The organism is Amycolatopsis sp. NPDC003676, from assembly GCF_053587275.1.
Genome location: NZ_JBSFNS010000088.1, coordinates 1 through 14,776, shown reverse-complemented (window position 1 = coordinate 14,776; position 14,776 = coordinate 1). Strand labels below are relative to the sequence as shown.

At 68.1% G+C, this 14,776-nt stretch carries 14 protein-coding genes; 11 read left to right on the top strand and 3 right to left on the bottom strand.

Annotated elements, in window-relative coordinates; all coding sequences use genetic code 11:
- Positions 1-12: 12 nt before the first annotated feature.
- From ACWDNU_RS34185 to ACWDNU_RS34175, 3 genes are all read left to right on the top strand, one after another.
- Complete coding sequence (locus ACWDNU_RS34185; RefSeq protein ID WP_449671901.1) at positions 13-612, top strand: hypothetical protein; 600 nt, start codon at positions 13-15, stop codon at positions 610-612.
- 104 nt (positions 613-716) lie between these two features.
- A complete protein-coding gene (locus ACWDNU_RS34180; RefSeq protein WP_354738563.1) occupies positions 717-908 on the top strand; it encodes a hypothetical protein in 192 nt (63 codons plus the stop codon).
- Between the two features lie 111 nt (positions 909-1,019).
- Entirely contained in the window at positions 1,020-2,798 is a 1,779-nt protein-coding gene (locus tag ACWDNU_RS34175; protein ID WP_449671900.1) for a glycoside hydrolase family 76 protein, read from the top strand.
- On the opposite strand, the gene ACWDNU_RS34170 is transcribed toward ACWDNU_RS34175, so the two are convergent.
- Positions 2,753-3,973 (bottom strand): amidohydrolase family protein, encoded by a 1,221-nt coding sequence (locus ACWDNU_RS34170; RefSeq protein ID WP_449671899.1) that lies wholly within the window; start codon positions 3,971-3,973, stop codon positions 2,753-2,755. The two genes, ACWDNU_RS34175 and ACWDNU_RS34170, sit on opposite strands and share 46 nt — an antisense overlap.
- A 749-nt stretch (positions 3,974-4,722) precedes the next feature.
- On the opposite strand from ACWDNU_RS34170, the gene ACWDNU_RS34165 reads away from it, so the two are divergent.
- From ACWDNU_RS34165 to ACWDNU_RS34135, 7 genes are all read left to right on the top strand, one after another.
- Complete coding sequence (locus ACWDNU_RS34165; RefSeq protein ID WP_449671898.1) at positions 4,723-5,382, top strand: GntR family transcriptional regulator; 660 nt, start codon at positions 4,723-4,725, stop codon at positions 5,380-5,382.
- The gene (locus ACWDNU_RS34160) at positions 5,379-6,191 is read left to right on the top strand and encodes a carbon-nitrogen family hydrolase (RefSeq protein WP_449671897.1); all 813 of its coding nucleotides are present in this window, start codon (positions 5,379-5,381) and stop codon (positions 6,189-6,191) included. Before ACWDNU_RS34165 ends, ACWDNU_RS34160 begins: the two co-directional genes overlap by 4 nt.
- The gene (locus ACWDNU_RS34155; RefSeq protein WP_370938611.1) at positions 6,188-6,847 is read left to right on the top strand and encodes a DUF2848 family protein; all 660 of its coding nucleotides are present in this window, start codon (positions 6,188-6,190) and stop codon (positions 6,845-6,847) included. Before ACWDNU_RS34160 ends, ACWDNU_RS34155 begins: the two co-directional genes overlap by 4 nt.
- Positions 6,847-8,307 (top strand): 4-hydroxyphenylacetate 3-hydroxylase family protein, encoded by a 1,461-nt coding sequence (locus tag ACWDNU_RS34150; protein WP_449671896.1) that lies wholly within the window; start codon positions 6,847-6,849, stop codon positions 8,305-8,307. Before ACWDNU_RS34155 ends, ACWDNU_RS34150 begins: the two co-directional genes overlap by 1 nt.
- A complete protein-coding gene (locus ACWDNU_RS34145; RefSeq protein ID WP_037814846.1) occupies positions 8,304-8,648 on the top strand; it encodes a cupin domain-containing protein in 345 nt (114 codons plus the stop codon). The genes ACWDNU_RS34150 and ACWDNU_RS34145 overlap by 4 nt, the downstream gene beginning before the upstream one ends.
- Before the next feature lie 73 nt (positions 8,649-8,721).
- A complete protein-coding gene (locus ACWDNU_RS34140) occupies positions 8,722-9,252 on the top strand; it encodes a flavin reductase family protein (protein ID WP_354738579.1) in 531 nt (176 codons plus the stop codon).
- 109 nt (positions 9,253-9,361) lie between these two features.
- On the top strand, positions 9,362-10,702 hold the full coding sequence (locus ACWDNU_RS34135) for an MFS transporter (protein ID WP_449671895.1): 1,341 nt from the start codon (positions 9,362-9,364) through the stop codon (positions 10,700-10,702).
- Between the two features lie 264 nt (positions 10,703-10,966).
- Here the strand turns inward: ACWDNU_RS34135 and ACWDNU_RS34130 are convergent, their stop codons facing one another.
- The gene (locus tag ACWDNU_RS34130; RefSeq protein ID WP_449671894.1) at positions 10,967-11,947 is read right to left on the bottom strand and encodes a 5-oxoprolinase subunit C family protein; all 981 of its coding nucleotides are present in this window, start codon (positions 11,945-11,947) and stop codon (positions 10,967-10,969) included.
- Entirely contained in the window at positions 11,944-12,897 is a 954-nt protein-coding gene (locus tag ACWDNU_RS34125) for a 5-oxoprolinase subunit B family protein (protein ID WP_449671893.1), read from the bottom strand. Before ACWDNU_RS34125 ends, ACWDNU_RS34130 begins: the two co-directional genes overlap by 4 nt.
- A gap of 181 nt (positions 12,898-13,078) precedes the next feature.
- Between ACWDNU_RS34125 and ACWDNU_RS34120 the strand changes: the two genes are divergently transcribed.
- Entirely contained in the window at positions 13,079-14,602 is a 1,524-nt protein-coding gene (locus ACWDNU_RS34120; protein ID WP_370938605.1) for a PucR family transcriptional regulator, read from the top strand.
- Positions 14,603-14,776: the final 174 nt, after the last annotated feature.

Genomic DNA, 14,776 nt, shown 5'->3' with positions numbered 1-14,776 from the left:
CGTGAGTCTTGGGTGTCGGGCGAGTTCCGGGAGTCCGGCGGGGGTGAGCCTGGGATTCCGCACGAGTCCTGGGCATCGGGCGAGCTTCGGGAGTCGGGCGGGGGCGGGTCCGGGGATCCGCGCGAGTCCCGCGCACCGGATGAGCTCCGAGAGCCCGGCGGGGCCGAACGGGGAATCGACGAGCTGATCGAGATCGCCGAAGAGATCCCGGAGCGGCTGGGCCTGTCCGCGGGCCTGGCCGCGATCCGCGCGACAGCCGGTGGCGAGGGAGTGAGCGTCACGGTGAACGTGCACGGCATGCTCGTGCACCTGGACATCGGCGAGTCCGCGCTCGAACTGGGCCCGGACGCGCTGGCCGCGGAGATCTCGCGGCTCAGCGTCGAAGCCGGCACGCGGGCGTTGCACCAGGGCCTGCGGGCCGTCCGCGCGGGATGCGTTCCGGCGGTCGCGGCGGCTGTCGAAGACGCGTTGGCGCTGGGCGAAGATCCGGAGCCACCCGCGGCTCCGAAGCCCGACCGCGCCGCGACGCGCGGGTCTGAACCGGCTAGGCGGCGTCCGGCTCCGGACAGCCAAGACGACGAAGGGTTCGTGCTCAAGCCGGTCAAGGACTGAGCGTCGGGTGCGCCGCCCGGCGGCAGCGCGCCGCGGCGGAGGCCACAACCCGCCCTCGGTGCGTCCCCGAGCGCTTGTCCCCGGCCGGTGCCATCCTGGGAGGCATGACCCACTACGCACTGACCCAGTCCGTGGCGATCGCGACTGATCTCGAGGCCAAGGGATTCCTCGGCACGGTCGGCAAGATCGCCGCCGCCACCATCATTTTCTTCGTCGCGATCGGCCTGATCGTCGGGCTCATCCTCGGCTACTTCATCGGCCGTTCGGTCGGACGGCGCCAGGGCAGCGGCGGCTGATCGGGTTAACCCGGCTGTCCGGAACGGGACAGAACCGCGCGCGGGCCTTCACCGGCGCCCGCGCGAGTTCTTATCCTGGGCGGAAATTCACCCAGGCGAGGGGACGAGTCCATGCGGACCGTGCTCGTAGTGCTGCTCGTGTTCGCCTCGTTGACCGTCCCGCGCGCGACCGCTGCGGTGTGCGCGCTTTCCTGCGATCCGCTCGATCCGTCGCGGGCCGCGCAGGAGAGTTTTCCCTTGCCGGACAAGGACATCAACGGCCGGGTGCTGCGGCTGCACGTCTCCGATCAGGACGGCATGGCCTGGGCGAGCATCGACAACGGCCGCACCGGCGACGCGGTCTGGCTCGACCGGTCGTGGGACGGCGGCGCCACCTGGGACGGTCTGCTGGGCAAAGCGAGCATTCCGGACACGTGGACCGGCACCCGCACGCTCATGTACAACCTCACTGACCCGGTCGGCCACCGCCGCGGTCTGCTCCGTGCCTGCGGCGACGCGCAAGCCGTCGCGTGCACGGCCTGGATCTACCCGACCGTCTGCGACACTGCCTGCGACGGTTCCGCTCCGACATCCGGCGACAACCAGCCGGTGGCACCCGCGACGATCTTCGGCCGCTCCGTCCGGCTGCACTTCGACGACCGCGGCATGTCCTGGGCCAGCATCGATTCCGGCGGCTCGGGCGACGAGATCTGGCTGGACCGGTCCTGGGACGCAGGCGCGACCTTGCCGGACGGTTCATCGCTCGGCCGCACGAGCGTCCCCGTCGGTGCGACCACGACACAGACCGCGACCTTCGCCGCTCGAGATCCACGCGGACGGATGAACGGCGGTGCCGTTCGGGCGTGCGGCCGGGAAGCCGCGCACCAGGAGGGTGCTTGCACCGAGTGGGCACGTCCCGCTCAGTCGCGCGTCGCCGCGGGTGTCGACGCTTTGCTGTGGTCGCAAGACCTTTACCGAGCCTGGTGGCCGTCGAGCTGGTGGAACTCGGCGGTCGCGGTGACCGTACTGGCGAATTCCGGAGTCTCCGGGCTGGATCCGGTCCTGGCGCGGGTCTTCGACGTGAACCGCTCCGCCTTCCCCGCCGGCGCACGCAGCTCCGACCCGATCGACGGCGACTTCATCAGCCGAGCCGTCGACGACACCGCATGGTGGGGCCTGGCGTGGCTCGCGGCGTACGACCGTACGCACGATGCGCGTTATCTCGCCGAAGCCACGAAAATCGCCGACTACGTGCACGGTTTCTGGGATACCGGCACCTGCGGCGGGGGAGTGTGGTGGGATCGCGAACGGACGTACAAGAACGCCGTCACCAGCGGTCTCTACCTTCGTCTCGCCGCTGCTCTGCACCGCCGCCTGGACGGGGACACCGAATGGCTGGCCCGCGCTCGTGAAGCTGGGGACTGGTACCTGCGAAGCGGCCTGATCAACTCAGTCGGCTTGGTCAACGACGGTCTCACTTCGGGCTGTGCGAACAACGGCCAGACCGTCTGGACCTACAATCAGGGCCTGGCCATCGGCGGCTTCACCGAGCTTTGGCGGGCGACCGGTGATCAGTCCTATGTGGACGCTGCGCGTCGGCTGGCGGACGCGGCGATGACTGGCCTCACTTCGGGCGGAGTACTGGTGGAATCGTGTGACACCGGTTCGTGCGATGACAATCAGAAGCAGTTCAAGGGCATTCTCATGCGGTACTTCGGCGATCTAGCTTCGGCGACTGGGGAGTCGAAGTACCGTGATTTCGTGCGGCAGCAAGCGGATTCGGTGTGGTCGCGGGATCGGGACTCGCTGAACCGTTTTGGCGAACGGTGGGCTGGCGGTGCGTCGAACGTGGTGGATTGGCGGACTCAGGCTTCGGGGCTGGAGGCGTTGATCGCCGCTGCCGCGCAGTAGGTTCCGTTGCGCCACACGCGCTGGATGTCGAGGGTGGCGCCGAGGGAGACCGTCGGGTCGCCGGTGACCATGGTGAGGTCCGCACGGAGACCAGATTTGATCCGGCCGCGGTCAGTCAGTCCGAAGCGCTTCGCCGGGAGGGATGTCGCTGCTCGCAGGGCTTCCGCCGGGGTGAATCCCGCGTCCGTGAGGAGCCGCAGCTCACCGTGCAGGCTGGCTCCGTGAGCCATTCCCGGTGCGCCGAGATGCGCCGCGTCCGTGCCCGCGAGGATGTCGACCCCGGCTTCCCGCAGCGCGGCTAGTGTTTCCAGCGCATAGTCGAAGTGCTTGCGGGGACTGGTGCTCATCGTGCCGGACAGATTTTCTCGCCACTCCGGCGTCAGCTTCGGGTAAACCCGCTGATCCTCGGCAAGTCGGCGACCGACCGGTTCACCGGTGATCGACGCGAGCACCGTCAAGGTGGGAATCACGAAGGTGTTGCTGGCAGCGATCTTCTCGACCAACTCCGCGCTGTGCGGCCGGTCGGCGAAGAGATGAGTGAGCCCGTCGACTCCCGCGTCGACAACCTGTTCCACTGTCTCGACGGTCATCGCGTGCGCCAACACCATTCTCCCGCGCCGGTGGCTTTCGCGAACCGTCGCCTCGACCAACTCAGGAGTGAGACGGGGCAGCGTGGCATCCCCGAACAGCCGTCCGTCCTCGACTAGGACCTTGAGATAGTCGGCCCCCTCAGCGATCCTTGCCTCGACAAACGCCGCGACCTCCTCCGGCCGGGTCGCAGTCGGCCACGGCGGGTCGCCTTCGCCCTTGCGCAGCTGATGCGGATGCCCGCCTTCGGGGGTGAGCCCGATGGAGGGAGAGCGCACGTCGGCGAGATCATTCGAGGCTGAGACTTGGCGGCGCAACGGAATCATCTGCTCTGGCATCGAGAGCATGTCGAATTCCGTGGTGACTCCGAACGCCAGCGCCTGCCTGAGCGACTGCGCGTCGGTGTGCGTGTGGGAGTCGACAAGGCCGGGCAGGAGGGTGGCCCCGGTGCCGTCGATGACCTCGACCCCGTCGGGACGGTCGCCTCCGACGCTGGCGATCCTTCCGTCGGCGACCTCGACGTGCACGATGCCCAGCGAGGTTTCGCCGTCGAAGACGCGTGCGCCAGTGATGACGAAGTGATCCACGGAGACTCCTGGCAGGTCGTGCGACGGTGACTCCGGAACCGTAAGCGGCGGTGGTTTTGGTGCCAAGAAGGCACTTTTCGGGTAGCTGGTGAGGTCGAGGTAACCCGGGTGCGGCCCTCGTCGGCGTCGAGAAGCTGCGCGGGCACAGGGAAAGCCCGGACGTCCCGCCGGAATGCCCGGGCCGGTCAGTGGCCGGTCAGGAGGGAGTGTTCCACTTCTGGTCAGCGGATCCCGTGCGGTCGCGCAACGCGAGGCGAGTGCTTTCGGCCGTCGCGCCGCCCTTGGTGCCCAGACAGCGGACCGAAGCGGGGTTCAGGATGGTGCCGTCGCCGCGGATTTGCCAGTTTGCGCGGCGGAACCGTCGCAATCCCACAGTTCGGCGAGGTCTCCGCAGCCACTTGTCCAGCGAGCGTTACCGGGGGCCGCTCGGGCATTTCCGGGGTGCGGCATGCGGGAATCGACGGCACGGAGGTTTGAGTGCTCTCCCGCCACGGCGGGGACCCTGCGCCGTAGCGGGCCGACGGCCCGGCCAGTTCGCGGCGGCGGTGCCGTGCACCTAGGCCACGTGTCCGGTGCACGCAGTTCCAGGCAAGCCGCCCGCAGGGGAGAGGCTTGTCCGGCGGTCCCCGGCCTCACTCGCTCAGCCCGAGAACCCCCGCTGACCAGCCGCCTCCATCACTCACCACAGCCGCTCAACCTCGGCAAACGCCTCTTGCCCACCTGCCATGCGTGATGTATACATCTTGTCCATGAGCAGTGTACGACAGGCTGGGCGGGCCGGGTCCGCGCAGGACGTCACCTATCGGTTCCTCAAGCAGCGCATCGCCGAGCTTCCGCGCGACGGCGGCACCTTCCTGACCGAATCGGAGGTCGCCGAGGCAGCGGGCACGTCCCGTACTCCGGTGCGGGAGGCTCTGCTGCGGCTCGAAGCCGAGGGGTTCCTCGAGATCGTGCCGAAGAAGGGCGCGTTCGTGCCGCCGATCTCCGACGCGGAGGTGCGGGCGGTGATGGAGGCGCGCGAGCTGGTCGAGGATTCGTGCGTCCGCAAGCTCGCCGAGCGCGTCGACGACGCTTTCCTCGCTGAGCTGGACGACATTCTCGCCAAGCAGCGCGAAGTGGTCGACGAACCGGTGCGGTTCATCGAGTTCGACCGTGCGTTCCACCGGGCGATCGTGCGGCGGGCGGGGAATCCGGTGCTGGCCGAGTTCTACGAATCGTTGCGGGACCGGCAGGTCCGAATGGGGTTGCGCGCGGTCGCGGGCAGCGAAACCCGGGCCGAAACAGTACTGGCTGAGCACGCGGCGATCGTCGAAGCGCTCCGCGGCGGCGAGGCGGCGGCGGCTGGAGAAGCGCTGGCGAAGCATCTCTCCAGCACGATGACGGCGTTGCGGGTCGGGGAGCGGCTGTGAAGGTCGCGCTGGTGCAGCTGGCCAGCCCGCCGGACGAGACGGCCGCGGACCGCCGGGTGCGGGCCGGGCAGCTCGCGGAGTCGGCGCGCGGGGCCGAGCTGGTCGTGCTGCCGGAGTTGTGGGCTGCCGGGTATTTCTCGTTCGACGCGTACCCGGACGAGGCGGAAACCCTTGACGGGCCGACGGTGGCGGCGGGACGTGAGTGGGCGCGCAGCCTGGGTGCGTATGTGCATCTCGGCAGCCTCGTGGAGCGGGACGCGGCCGGGCGGCTGTTCAATACCGCGGTGTTGCTCGCGCCGGACGGCACGATCGCGCATACCTATCGCAAGGTGCACGTCTTCGGGTACGCCTCGCGCGAGGCGGAACTGCTCACGCCGGGGGACACGCTCAGCGTCGCGGAAACAGAACTCGGGCCGATCGGCGCGACGACCTGTTACGACCTGCGGTTTCCCGAGCTGTGGCGCGGCCTCGTGGACCGCGGCGCGAAGACGGTCGTGGTTCCGGCCGCGTGGCCGGCGGCGCGGCGCGAGCACTGGCGGATGTTCACCTCGTGCCGTGCGGTGGAAGAGCAGGTCGTGGTGATCGCGGTGAACGCCGCCGGCACGCAGCACGGCGGCGTCGAGCTGGCCGGTACCAGCCGGATCGTCGATCCGTGGGGCACCGTGCTGGCGGAGGCGGGCAGCGGCGAGGAAGTGCTGCGCTGCGAAATTGACCAATCCATTGTGGACACAGTGCGGGCGGAGTTCCCGGTGCTGGCCGATCGGCGGTGGCCGGTGTCCACACCAGACTTCATGGGAGCGGGAGTATGAACACAATTGCCCTGCACGTCGCGGGAACCGGGGAGGAACTGGCGTTCACTCCGGCGCGGCTGGTGGTGGCCGGGTACACCGGGAGCGACGAGGCCGCGGTCGAGGAGCACATCGCCGAACTGGCGGCGATCGGCGTCCCGCGGCCGGAATCGGTGCCCGCGTTCTATCACCTGGATCCGGAATTGCTGACGACCGAGCCGGTGGTCGGCGTGAGCGCGCCGGGGACGTCCGGCGAGGTCGAGCCGGTGCTGATCCGGCATCGGGGAAGGTACTTCCTCGGGGTCGGGTCCGATCACACTGATCGTGATCTGGAGCGGGACGGGGTCGCACTGTCCAAAGCGGCCTGTCCGAAGCCGCTCGGCGAAGTGGTCGCCGAGCTCGGGTCCGAAGTGTCCATTCCGGGCTGGGACCACGTGGTCGCGGACTCCAGTGTGGACGGTTGCCCGTATCAGAAGGGGGAACTGGCCGCGCTGCGGCATCCGGCGGATCTGCTCGACCGGCTCGGCCCGGTCGACGGCGACTTCGCGCTGTACTGCGGCACTTTGCCGCTGCTCGGCGGCGAGTTCACCTACGGCGCGTACTGGCGCATCCACCTGGAACTGCCCGGCGGCCCGACCCTGACCCACGCGTACGAAACGAAACAGAGGAGCGAGTGATGCGCAGCGGAGCCGACTATCTGGCCGCATTGAAAGGCCCCCGGCGGATCTACCTCGACGGCGCGCCGGTCGAGGACGTCGCCCACCATCCGGCGTTCGCGCCGATCGCGAAGACCATCGCGGAACTGTTCGACCTCGCGGCCGACCCGGAGTCCGGCATCTCGGTCGCCGACGAGGCGACCGGGTCCACCGTGAACCGTCTCTTCACGCCGCCGCGCAGCCGCGAAGACCTGAAGGCCTACCGCGAAGCGGCGACCACCTGGGCGCGGCACACGCACGGCTGGGTCGGCCGCAGCCCGGACCACGTCGGCGCGTTCGTCGCGGCGTTCTCCGCGCACCCGGAGGCGTTTTCGCAAGGGGAGCGGGACTTTTCCGCCAACATCGCGGCCTACCACAAGCGCGTGCTGGAGGAGAATCTGTACGTCTCCTACGCGATCATTCCGCCGCAGGTTTCGCGGGCGACCACTGCGCACGCCTGGGAAGGCGACCTGATCCAGGCGGGTGTCGCGGAGGAGCGCGAGGACGGCATCGTGATCCGCGGCGCGCAGATGCTCGCGACCGGCGGCGCGGTGGCCGACGAGATCTTCGTGTCCTGCATCAAGCCGCTCGGCCCGGAGGACGCCGACTTCGCGCTCGGTTTCGCGGTTCCTGTTGACGCAGAAGGACTTAAGCTCTACTGCCGTCGTCCGTACGCCCCGGCCGCCACGAGTGAATACGACTACCCGCTCACCTCGCGCTACGACGAAACCGATGCGCTGGTGGTCTTCGACGACGTCTTCATTCCGTGGGACCGCGTGTTCGTCTACCGGGATGTCGCGGGTTTGCGGCGGCAATTCTTCGACACCGGCGCGCACGTGTTCGGCAACTGGCAGGCGCAGATCCGGTTCATGGTGAAGACGCAGTTCATCGCCGGGCTCGCGCGCAAGGTCGCGGCGGTCAACGGAGTCGACAAGTTCCCCGGCGTGGTCGAAAAACTCGGCGAGCTGGCGAGTCTGTCGTCCATTGTGGAATCCGCGGTGCTGGCCGCGGAATACACCGCGGAACCGGACAGCAACGGCATGTGGCGGCCCGGCTCCCGCGCGGTGTACGGCGCGATGGGGCTGCAGGCCGAGCTGTACCCGCGGCTGCTCGCGATCCTGCGCGACCTGGTCGGCGGCGGGGTGCTGCAGGTGCCCTCCAGCGTCGCGGACCTGACGAACCCGGAGACCCGCGCCGATATCGACAAATACATTTACAGCCCGTCCGCGCCCGCGGAGGAGAGGGTGAAGCTGTTCAAGCTCGCCTGGGACGTCGTCGGCAGCGAATTCGCTGGACGCCACCACCAGTACGAGATGTTCTACGCCGGCGCGCCGTTCGTGGTGAAGGGCTACGCCTTCCGCAACTACGGCTTCGACGGCGCGCTCAGCGACATCGACGCCTTCCTCTCCAGCTACGACCTCGACGGAGCGATCACCCGATGAACAAACCGGAACACGAATTCTTCCCGGTGACCGACGTCGCTTTCACGGTCTGCCCCGGCGACGACCCGAAGATCACCGAGCGAATCCTCGCCAAGGACCCGGAAACCGGTGTGGCGACGCGGATCCTGCGTTACGAGCCGGGTGCCGATTCGACGCCGATGGGCGTGCAGAAACACGATTTCTGGGAGGAGGTCTACATTCTCGAAGGCTCGTTCACCGACCTCACGCTCGGCCGGACGTTCACCGCGGGGATGTACGCCTGCCGTCCGCCGGGCATGCCGCACGGCCCGTGGCGGACCGACGAGGGGGTCGTCACGTTCGAGGTCCGCTACCCCGCCTGAACCCGCTCGTGAGTGCCTATCCCGGTTCTAACCGGCATAGGCACTCACGAGCCCCCTTCGCAAGGAGACCCCCATGCTCACCACTTCGTCGACTTCCTCGGCCGAGGTCGACCCGATGACGATGCGCCGCACGATGGGGCGGTTCGCCACCGGCGTCGCGGTGGTCACCACCCGGGCGGCGGGGGTGCCGCACGGGATGACCGTCAACTCGCTGACGTCGGTGTCGCTCGACCCGCCGCTGCTGCTGGTGTGCCTGACGACCGGCGCGCGCAGTACCGACGCGGTCGTCGAGGCGGGCCGGTTCGCGGTCAACATCCTGTCCGCGCGCCAAGAACAGCTCGCGCTGCGCTTCGCCCGCCGCGGCGAGGACCACTTCGCCGGGCTGGAGGTGACCGAGGGCCGCCATCGCGTGCCGGTGATCCCGGACGCCTTCGCGCACCTCGAATGCGACGTCGAGCGGCATCTGGTCGCCGGCGACCACGTGGTCGTGTTCGGGCACGTGCGCAGCGTGTGCGAGCGCGACGGCGAACCGCTGGCGTTCCACGGTGGACGGTTCGCGGACCTCGCTGACCGGGCCAACGAGCCCGTGCACTGGTTCTTCTGAGGCAGTTCCCAAGGGGGGAATACGCCTCGATGGCTGCGCCAACAGCCACCGAGGCTTCCGGCATCAGCACTTCATCCGCGTCACGGACCCTCCGACCACAGGAGCCGAAATGGCCGATACCTCTCGCGAACGTAACAGAAAACGCCCGCACACGCGGCTGGGGGTGGTGGCGGCGTCGAGTCTCGCCGGCACCGCCGTCGAATGGTACGACTTCTTTCTGTACGGCACCGCGTCCACTTTGGTCTTCAACAAACTGTATTTCCCTTCGCACGACCCGTTGGTCGGCACAGTTCTCGCCTTCGCCACTTACGCGGTCGGCTTCCTCGCCCGTCCGCTGGGCGCGGTGGTGCTCGGCCACCTCGGCGACCGCAAAGGACGGCGGTCGACGCTCATCGCCAGTCTGCTGCTGATGGGTGCTTCGACGTTCTTGATCGCTTTGCTGCCCACTTACGAGGCGGTCGGCGTGCTTGCGCCGCTGCTGCTCGTTGTCTGCCGCCTGGTTCAAGGGTTTGCGCTCGGTGGCGAGTGGGGAGGAGCGGTGCTGCTGGTGTCCGAGCATGGCGGCAGCGCGCGTCGGGCGTTCTGGTCTTCGTGGCCGAATGTCGGGCCGCCGCTGGGAAATCTGCTCGCCGCCGGTGTGCTGGCGGTGCTCGGCGCGGTGATGCCCTCGGCCGAGTTCCTGTCGTGGGGCTGGCGGATCGCGTTCGGGTTGTCCGCGGTGCTGGTCCTGATCGGGTTGTGGCTGCGGCTTTATGTCGCGGAAACGCCGTTGTTCAAGGATGCGCCGAAGCCTGAGGGGCTGCCTGCGGGGGTGGTGGTCCGCAAGCATTGGCGCAGTGTGCTTCTCGCCGCGGCAACGCGTTTCGGAGAGAATGCCGGGTTCTATCTGTTCTCGTTGTTTGTCATCACTTACGTCACGACTGTGCTCAAAATGGACAGTTCGGTCGGGCTGACGGCGGTGCTGGTCGGGCAGGCGTGCGCGGTGGTGACGATCCCGCTGTTCGCCCTGCTGGCCGACCGGATCGGACGGCGGCCGATCTACGTCGTGGCTTCCGTGGCGACGATCGTGTGGGCGTTCGTGTTCTTCGCGCTGGTCGACACGCGGAGTCCGGGCTTGATCACGATCGCGGTGGCCGGCGGGTTGCTGATCTTCGCCGCGTACAGTTCGGTGATCGGGGCGTTCTTCGCGGAACTGTTCCCGACTGAGGTGCGGTACTCCGGGGTTTCGCTGGCTTACAACCTGGCCTCGGTGCTGGCCGGGTCGCTCGCGCCGATCATCGCGATCGGGTTGTACGCGAAGTTCGGCACCGGGTATGCGATCGGGGTCTATCTGGCGGTGATGGGGTTGATTTCGCTCGTGGGTTCGCTGCTGGCCAAGGAGACGAAGTCGGTGGATCTTGGTGCGGTGGCCGGGAAAGCGAAGGAGGAAGTCCGTGCACCCGTTGAATGAGTATTTGGCCGCTTACGGTCGTGGCGAGGAGGACCTTAGGCGTGCCGGGCGGCCGACGTGCCGGTGCTGTACACCGAGCACACGATCGCTCCGGTGCGATCACGGAGGGAACCCCTGGAGCGAAGCTGTACCACGGGTTGGATTCGCAGCAGAAGTTGGTGAGCGTGCTGCACACGATCAACGTCTGCGGACGTCAACGCGACTGACAACGCCGAAGCATGGCCGCGCTGAGCGAAAGCGATACCCTTCACCACGAAGCAAAACTCAAGACAGCGCCTTGACGTCCAGCAATTGATTCACATGCGCAGTGAGCGCCGCGGCCTGGTCGAGATCGATTTCCCGGAACGTCACCGTATCCCGGCCAGGCCGGAGCTGGCCGACCTTCCACAGCGAGGCCGACGCGACAGTGGCGATCACCGCGAACCCGCCGGAGGTATTGCTGTCCGGCCCCAGCACGGTGAGCACGTCGCCGTAGGCCAGGATGCCGCCGGGCGGGTAGCTGGAGTCCAGGAGGTTCGACGGGTGCCCGCCCGCCACGTCGCCGGACGGGCGGGCCCAGCGGAAGCGGTGCGGGTTGAATCGGATGCCCACCCGGTCCGAGCTCAGGTCGCAGCGCCACGACGCGGCCAGGAAGTCGGCGAAATCCTCCGCGGTCAGGAAATCCGGGTCGGCGTGCGGGCCGCGGAGGATTTCGATTTCCCACGCCGTCGGGTAGGTCGGACGCAGGGAGACCGGGAGGCGGCGCGGGCGGGAAGGAGTCGACGGGAAAGTGTCGAGGATGTCCGCGCGTTCGAGGGCTCGGCCGTCGAGACCGCCGATGCCCGCCAGGAGGAAGGTGGAGCGGGAGCCGAAGACCTCGGGCACGGCGATGCCGCCGGACAGCGCCAGGTACAGCCGGTGTCCGGGGCCGCGCAGCACCTCGCAGGCGAGGACGTCGCCGGTTTCCACCGGGACTGATTCCCATTGCGGGACGGTGGATCCGTTCAAGGTGACGGAGGTTTCCGGTCCGGTGACGGCGATTCGGCCGGGAGCGAGGACGCCTGCTTGGAATCGGCCGAGCGGGATTTCCAGGGCGGCCGCGCCGGGACGGTTGCCCACGAGAAGATTCGCCAGGCGGAAGGCGAGCGAATCGACGGGGCCGGAAGGGAAGAAACCCAATGACTGCCTGCCGCGCCGGCCCGGGTAATCCTGCACGGTGGTTTGCAGGCCGGGTTCCAGCACTTCCAACGCCGCGGTCTGAGTCACGGGATTTTCACCAGTTCCTGCGCGGCGACGCGGTCCGCCCGTCGTTTGGCTGCTTCGGCGGCGATGACCGGATCGGCTTGGACGGCGAGGTGGTCGGCGACCGCGTACCGGCCGGGTTCGATGTCGTAGTCGTAGCGGCCTTCGAAAACCTGCCTGCGCAATTCGATCAGTTCCGCCTCTTCGACGCGGTAGAAGGAAATCCGGTCGCCGGGGTGGATCAGGATCGGGTCCGCCCGGTGCGCGCGCGGGCGGCGCACGAGGTCGCAGATCGGCAGCGTCCGGCCGAAAAGCTGGTACGAGCCCGGCGATTCGATCGGGTGGACGACCAGGCATGGCCCGCCGAACGCGACGGCGCCTTCAGGGGTCCAGGAGCGCGCGGGGTTGTATTTCGGGGCGACCAGTTCGGACCGCGGGTCGAGGGGGAGCAGCGAAGGCAGGCCGGGGTAGAAGCCGGTGAACGCGTTCCACCACTCGGATTCCAGGACCCGCGAATACAGCGCCTCGCGATTCGGCAGGCCATTGGAGCGCACGAGATAGTCGACGTTGTTGCCGTCGAGGACATTCGGCGCGTCCGGGCGCGTGGTGATCTGGTAGCGCTCCACGGCCTCCCGCGACGTCGAATCGTCGAACGCGATCGGGAGTTTCACCCGGCGGCTCGGCAGGACGAGCGAGCCGGGTTCGGGGATTTCTTGGTGCAGCCGGTCCATGGCGGCGATCACGGCGTCGTGCTGGATTGTTTCCGGGTCGTAGTGCACGAGGAGCGAACGCAGTCCCGGCGCGACTTCCAGGATGCCGCGCACCGGGTTTTCCTCGAGGTGTCGGGCGGAGGCGTGCGCGAAGAAGTTGAGCCCGAGGTCGACCGGCAGTGGCGGTCCGTACTCGACGAGCAGCGCGCGATCGCCCGCGGTCCGGTACGTGACGTCCGGCCGGGCCGGGGCGGGTGCGGGCATCGAGATCTCTTTCCGTTGTGCCGCCGGACATCCGCGGGCGGGGAAGTCCGATCGGGACGGTTTCTACCCACCAGCACCGGGTTTTGTCCAGAACGTTGGTTCGTCCGGGTGGCGATCGCCCGGCAGCCGGGCGGACCGCCGGTTACACTTCCGGCCGCCCGATCCGTCCCCGGGAGACACCATGCCGCTTACCGTCCAGATGCTGCTCGAACGCGGCGAACACGGTCTCGAACTCGCCGCCGAGGGTGCGCCTGGCGCGCTCGACCGGGCGGTTACGTGGGCGTTGATCAGCGAGCTGCCGGATCCGTCGCCGTATCTCGAGGGCGGCGAGCTCGTGCTTACCACTGGATCCCGGCTTGCGCTGGGGGAGGCGGGCAGCCGGGAGTATGTGGACCGGCTCGTGGCGGGTGGTGCGGTGGCGCTGGGGTTTGGGGCCAGTTCGTTCTATCAGGAGGTGCCTGGGGCGCTGGTTGAGGCGGCCAGCGAAGTTGGGTTGCCGGTGCTGGCGGTGCCTGCGACGACTCGGTTTGCTGCGTTGAGTCGGCTTGTTGCCGGGCATCTGTCTGACGAGCGGCAGCGGGAGTTGAACTACGCGGTTTCGGCGCAGCGGGATTTGACTCGGGCGTCGCTGTCGCCGTACTCGGCTCGGGCGATCGCGGAGCGGCTGGCTAAGGCGGTGCGGGGGTGGACGTTGCTGCTCGACGCTGCTGGCGGGTTTCGGGCGGGGGTGCCCGCGGCGCGGATGCATGTCGCGCGGGTGCGGATCGAGTTGCCTCGGCTGCGGGATCGGGCTAATTCGGCGAGTCTCAGCATGACTATCGCTGGCGAGTCCGTGGTGGTGTTGCCGCTCGCGGTGCGGGGGCGGGTGCAGGGGTTTTTGGTGGTGGGGCGGTCTACGCCGCTTACTACTGCTGAGCAGGCGATTGTTACTACTGCGGTGTCGTTGTTGTGCGCTGAGCTGCATAGTGCGCGCGGGGTGCTGGACAGCGAGCGGCAGCATCGGCTGGCGGTGTTCAAGGCTGCCGTCGCGGGGGATGCGGGGCTGGCTACGGCTATTGGGGAGGCGTTGGACACCGACTTTCCGGAGGGGGATCTTCGGGTCGCGATATTGGGGGTTCCTTCTGGGCATGAGCGGGAGTTGCTCGAGCATGCCGAGGGGGATCACGGGTTGCGGAGTTTGCGGGCGTTGGTTGCCGAGTGGGAGCGGGGGCGGGTGGTGGTGTTGATGCCGCCCGCCGAGGGGGATACGCGGACGTTGGAAGCGTTGTTGCGGCGGATTCCGTTGGCTCGGGGGGCGGTTAGCGATCCGACTCCTCCTGAGCGGCTTGCTGAGGCTTGGGAGCAGGTGCGGTCGGTTTTTACCAGTTCGCCTGGGGATGCTGGGGTGCTTACTTGTGCTGGGGATGTGGCTACTAGCGGGTTGATGCGGTTTCTCGACAATGACGAGGTGCGGGGGTGGGCTCGGGCGTTGTTGGAGCCGGTTACGGATAAGACTGGGGCGGCGAAGATCGATTTGCGGCATACGTTGCGGACGTTCTTGGCGCATAACGGGCAGTCGGATGCTTCGGCTACGGCGCTGGGGATTCATCGGCATACGTTGCGGTATCGGATGGGGAAGGTTGCCGAGGCGCTGGGGCGGGAGGTGGATGATCCGGCTGTTCGGGCGGAGTTGTGGATCGCTTTGCAGTTGGATGATCAGTTGTGAGGTGCTCGGGTTCGGCTCGTCGCCTGGCGGCGACATTGCGCCCTGAGTGGGGCCACCACCCCGAAGTTTCATTGTGCTGACGGTTCGGGGCCCGCGCCAGCAGCGCGGCGGCGGGAATCTCGATCATCACGCCCGCCCGCGCGATCCCGGCGGCGCGCACGCGCTCGGCGAACC

Bases quoted from the DNA above. Each gene is read 5' to 3' on its own strand.
- ACWDNU_RS34180 (WP_354738563.1), top strand. From the start codon at position 717: ATGACCCACTACGCACTGACCCAGTCCGTGGCGATCGCGACTGATCTC.
- ACWDNU_RS34175 (WP_449671900.1), top strand. From the start codon at position 1,020: ATGCGGACCGTGCTCGTAGTGCTGCTCGTGTTCGCCTCGTTGACCGTC.
- ACWDNU_RS34165 (WP_449671898.1), top strand. From the start codon at position 4,723: ATGAGCAGTGTACGACAGGCTGGGCGGGCCGGGTCCGCGCAGGACGTC.
- ACWDNU_RS34155 (WP_370938611.1), top strand. From the start codon at position 6,188: ATGAACACAATTGCCCTGCACGTCGCGGGAACCGGGGAGGAACTGGCG.
- ACWDNU_RS34150 (WP_449671896.1), top strand. From the start codon at position 6,847: ATGCGCAGCGGAGCCGACTATCTGGCCGCATTGAAAGGCCCCCGGCGG.
- ACWDNU_RS34145 (WP_037814846.1), top strand. From the start codon at position 8,304: ATGAACAAACCGGAACACGAATTCTTCCCGGTGACCGACGTCGCTTTC.
- ACWDNU_RS34140 (WP_354738579.1), top strand. From the start codon at position 8,722: ATGCTCACCACTTCGTCGACTTCCTCGGCCGAGGTCGACCCGATGACG.
- ACWDNU_RS34135 (WP_449671895.1), top strand. From the start codon at position 9,362: ATGGCCGATACCTCTCGCGAACGTAACAGAAAACGCCCGCACACGCGG.
- ACWDNU_RS34125 (WP_449671893.1), bottom strand. From the start codon at position 12,897: ATGCCCGCACCCGCCCCGGCCCGGCCGGACGTCACGTACCGGACCGCG.
- ACWDNU_RS34120 (WP_370938605.1), top strand. From the start codon at position 13,079: ATGCCGCTTACCGTCCAGATGCTGCTCGAACGCGGCGAACACGGTCTC.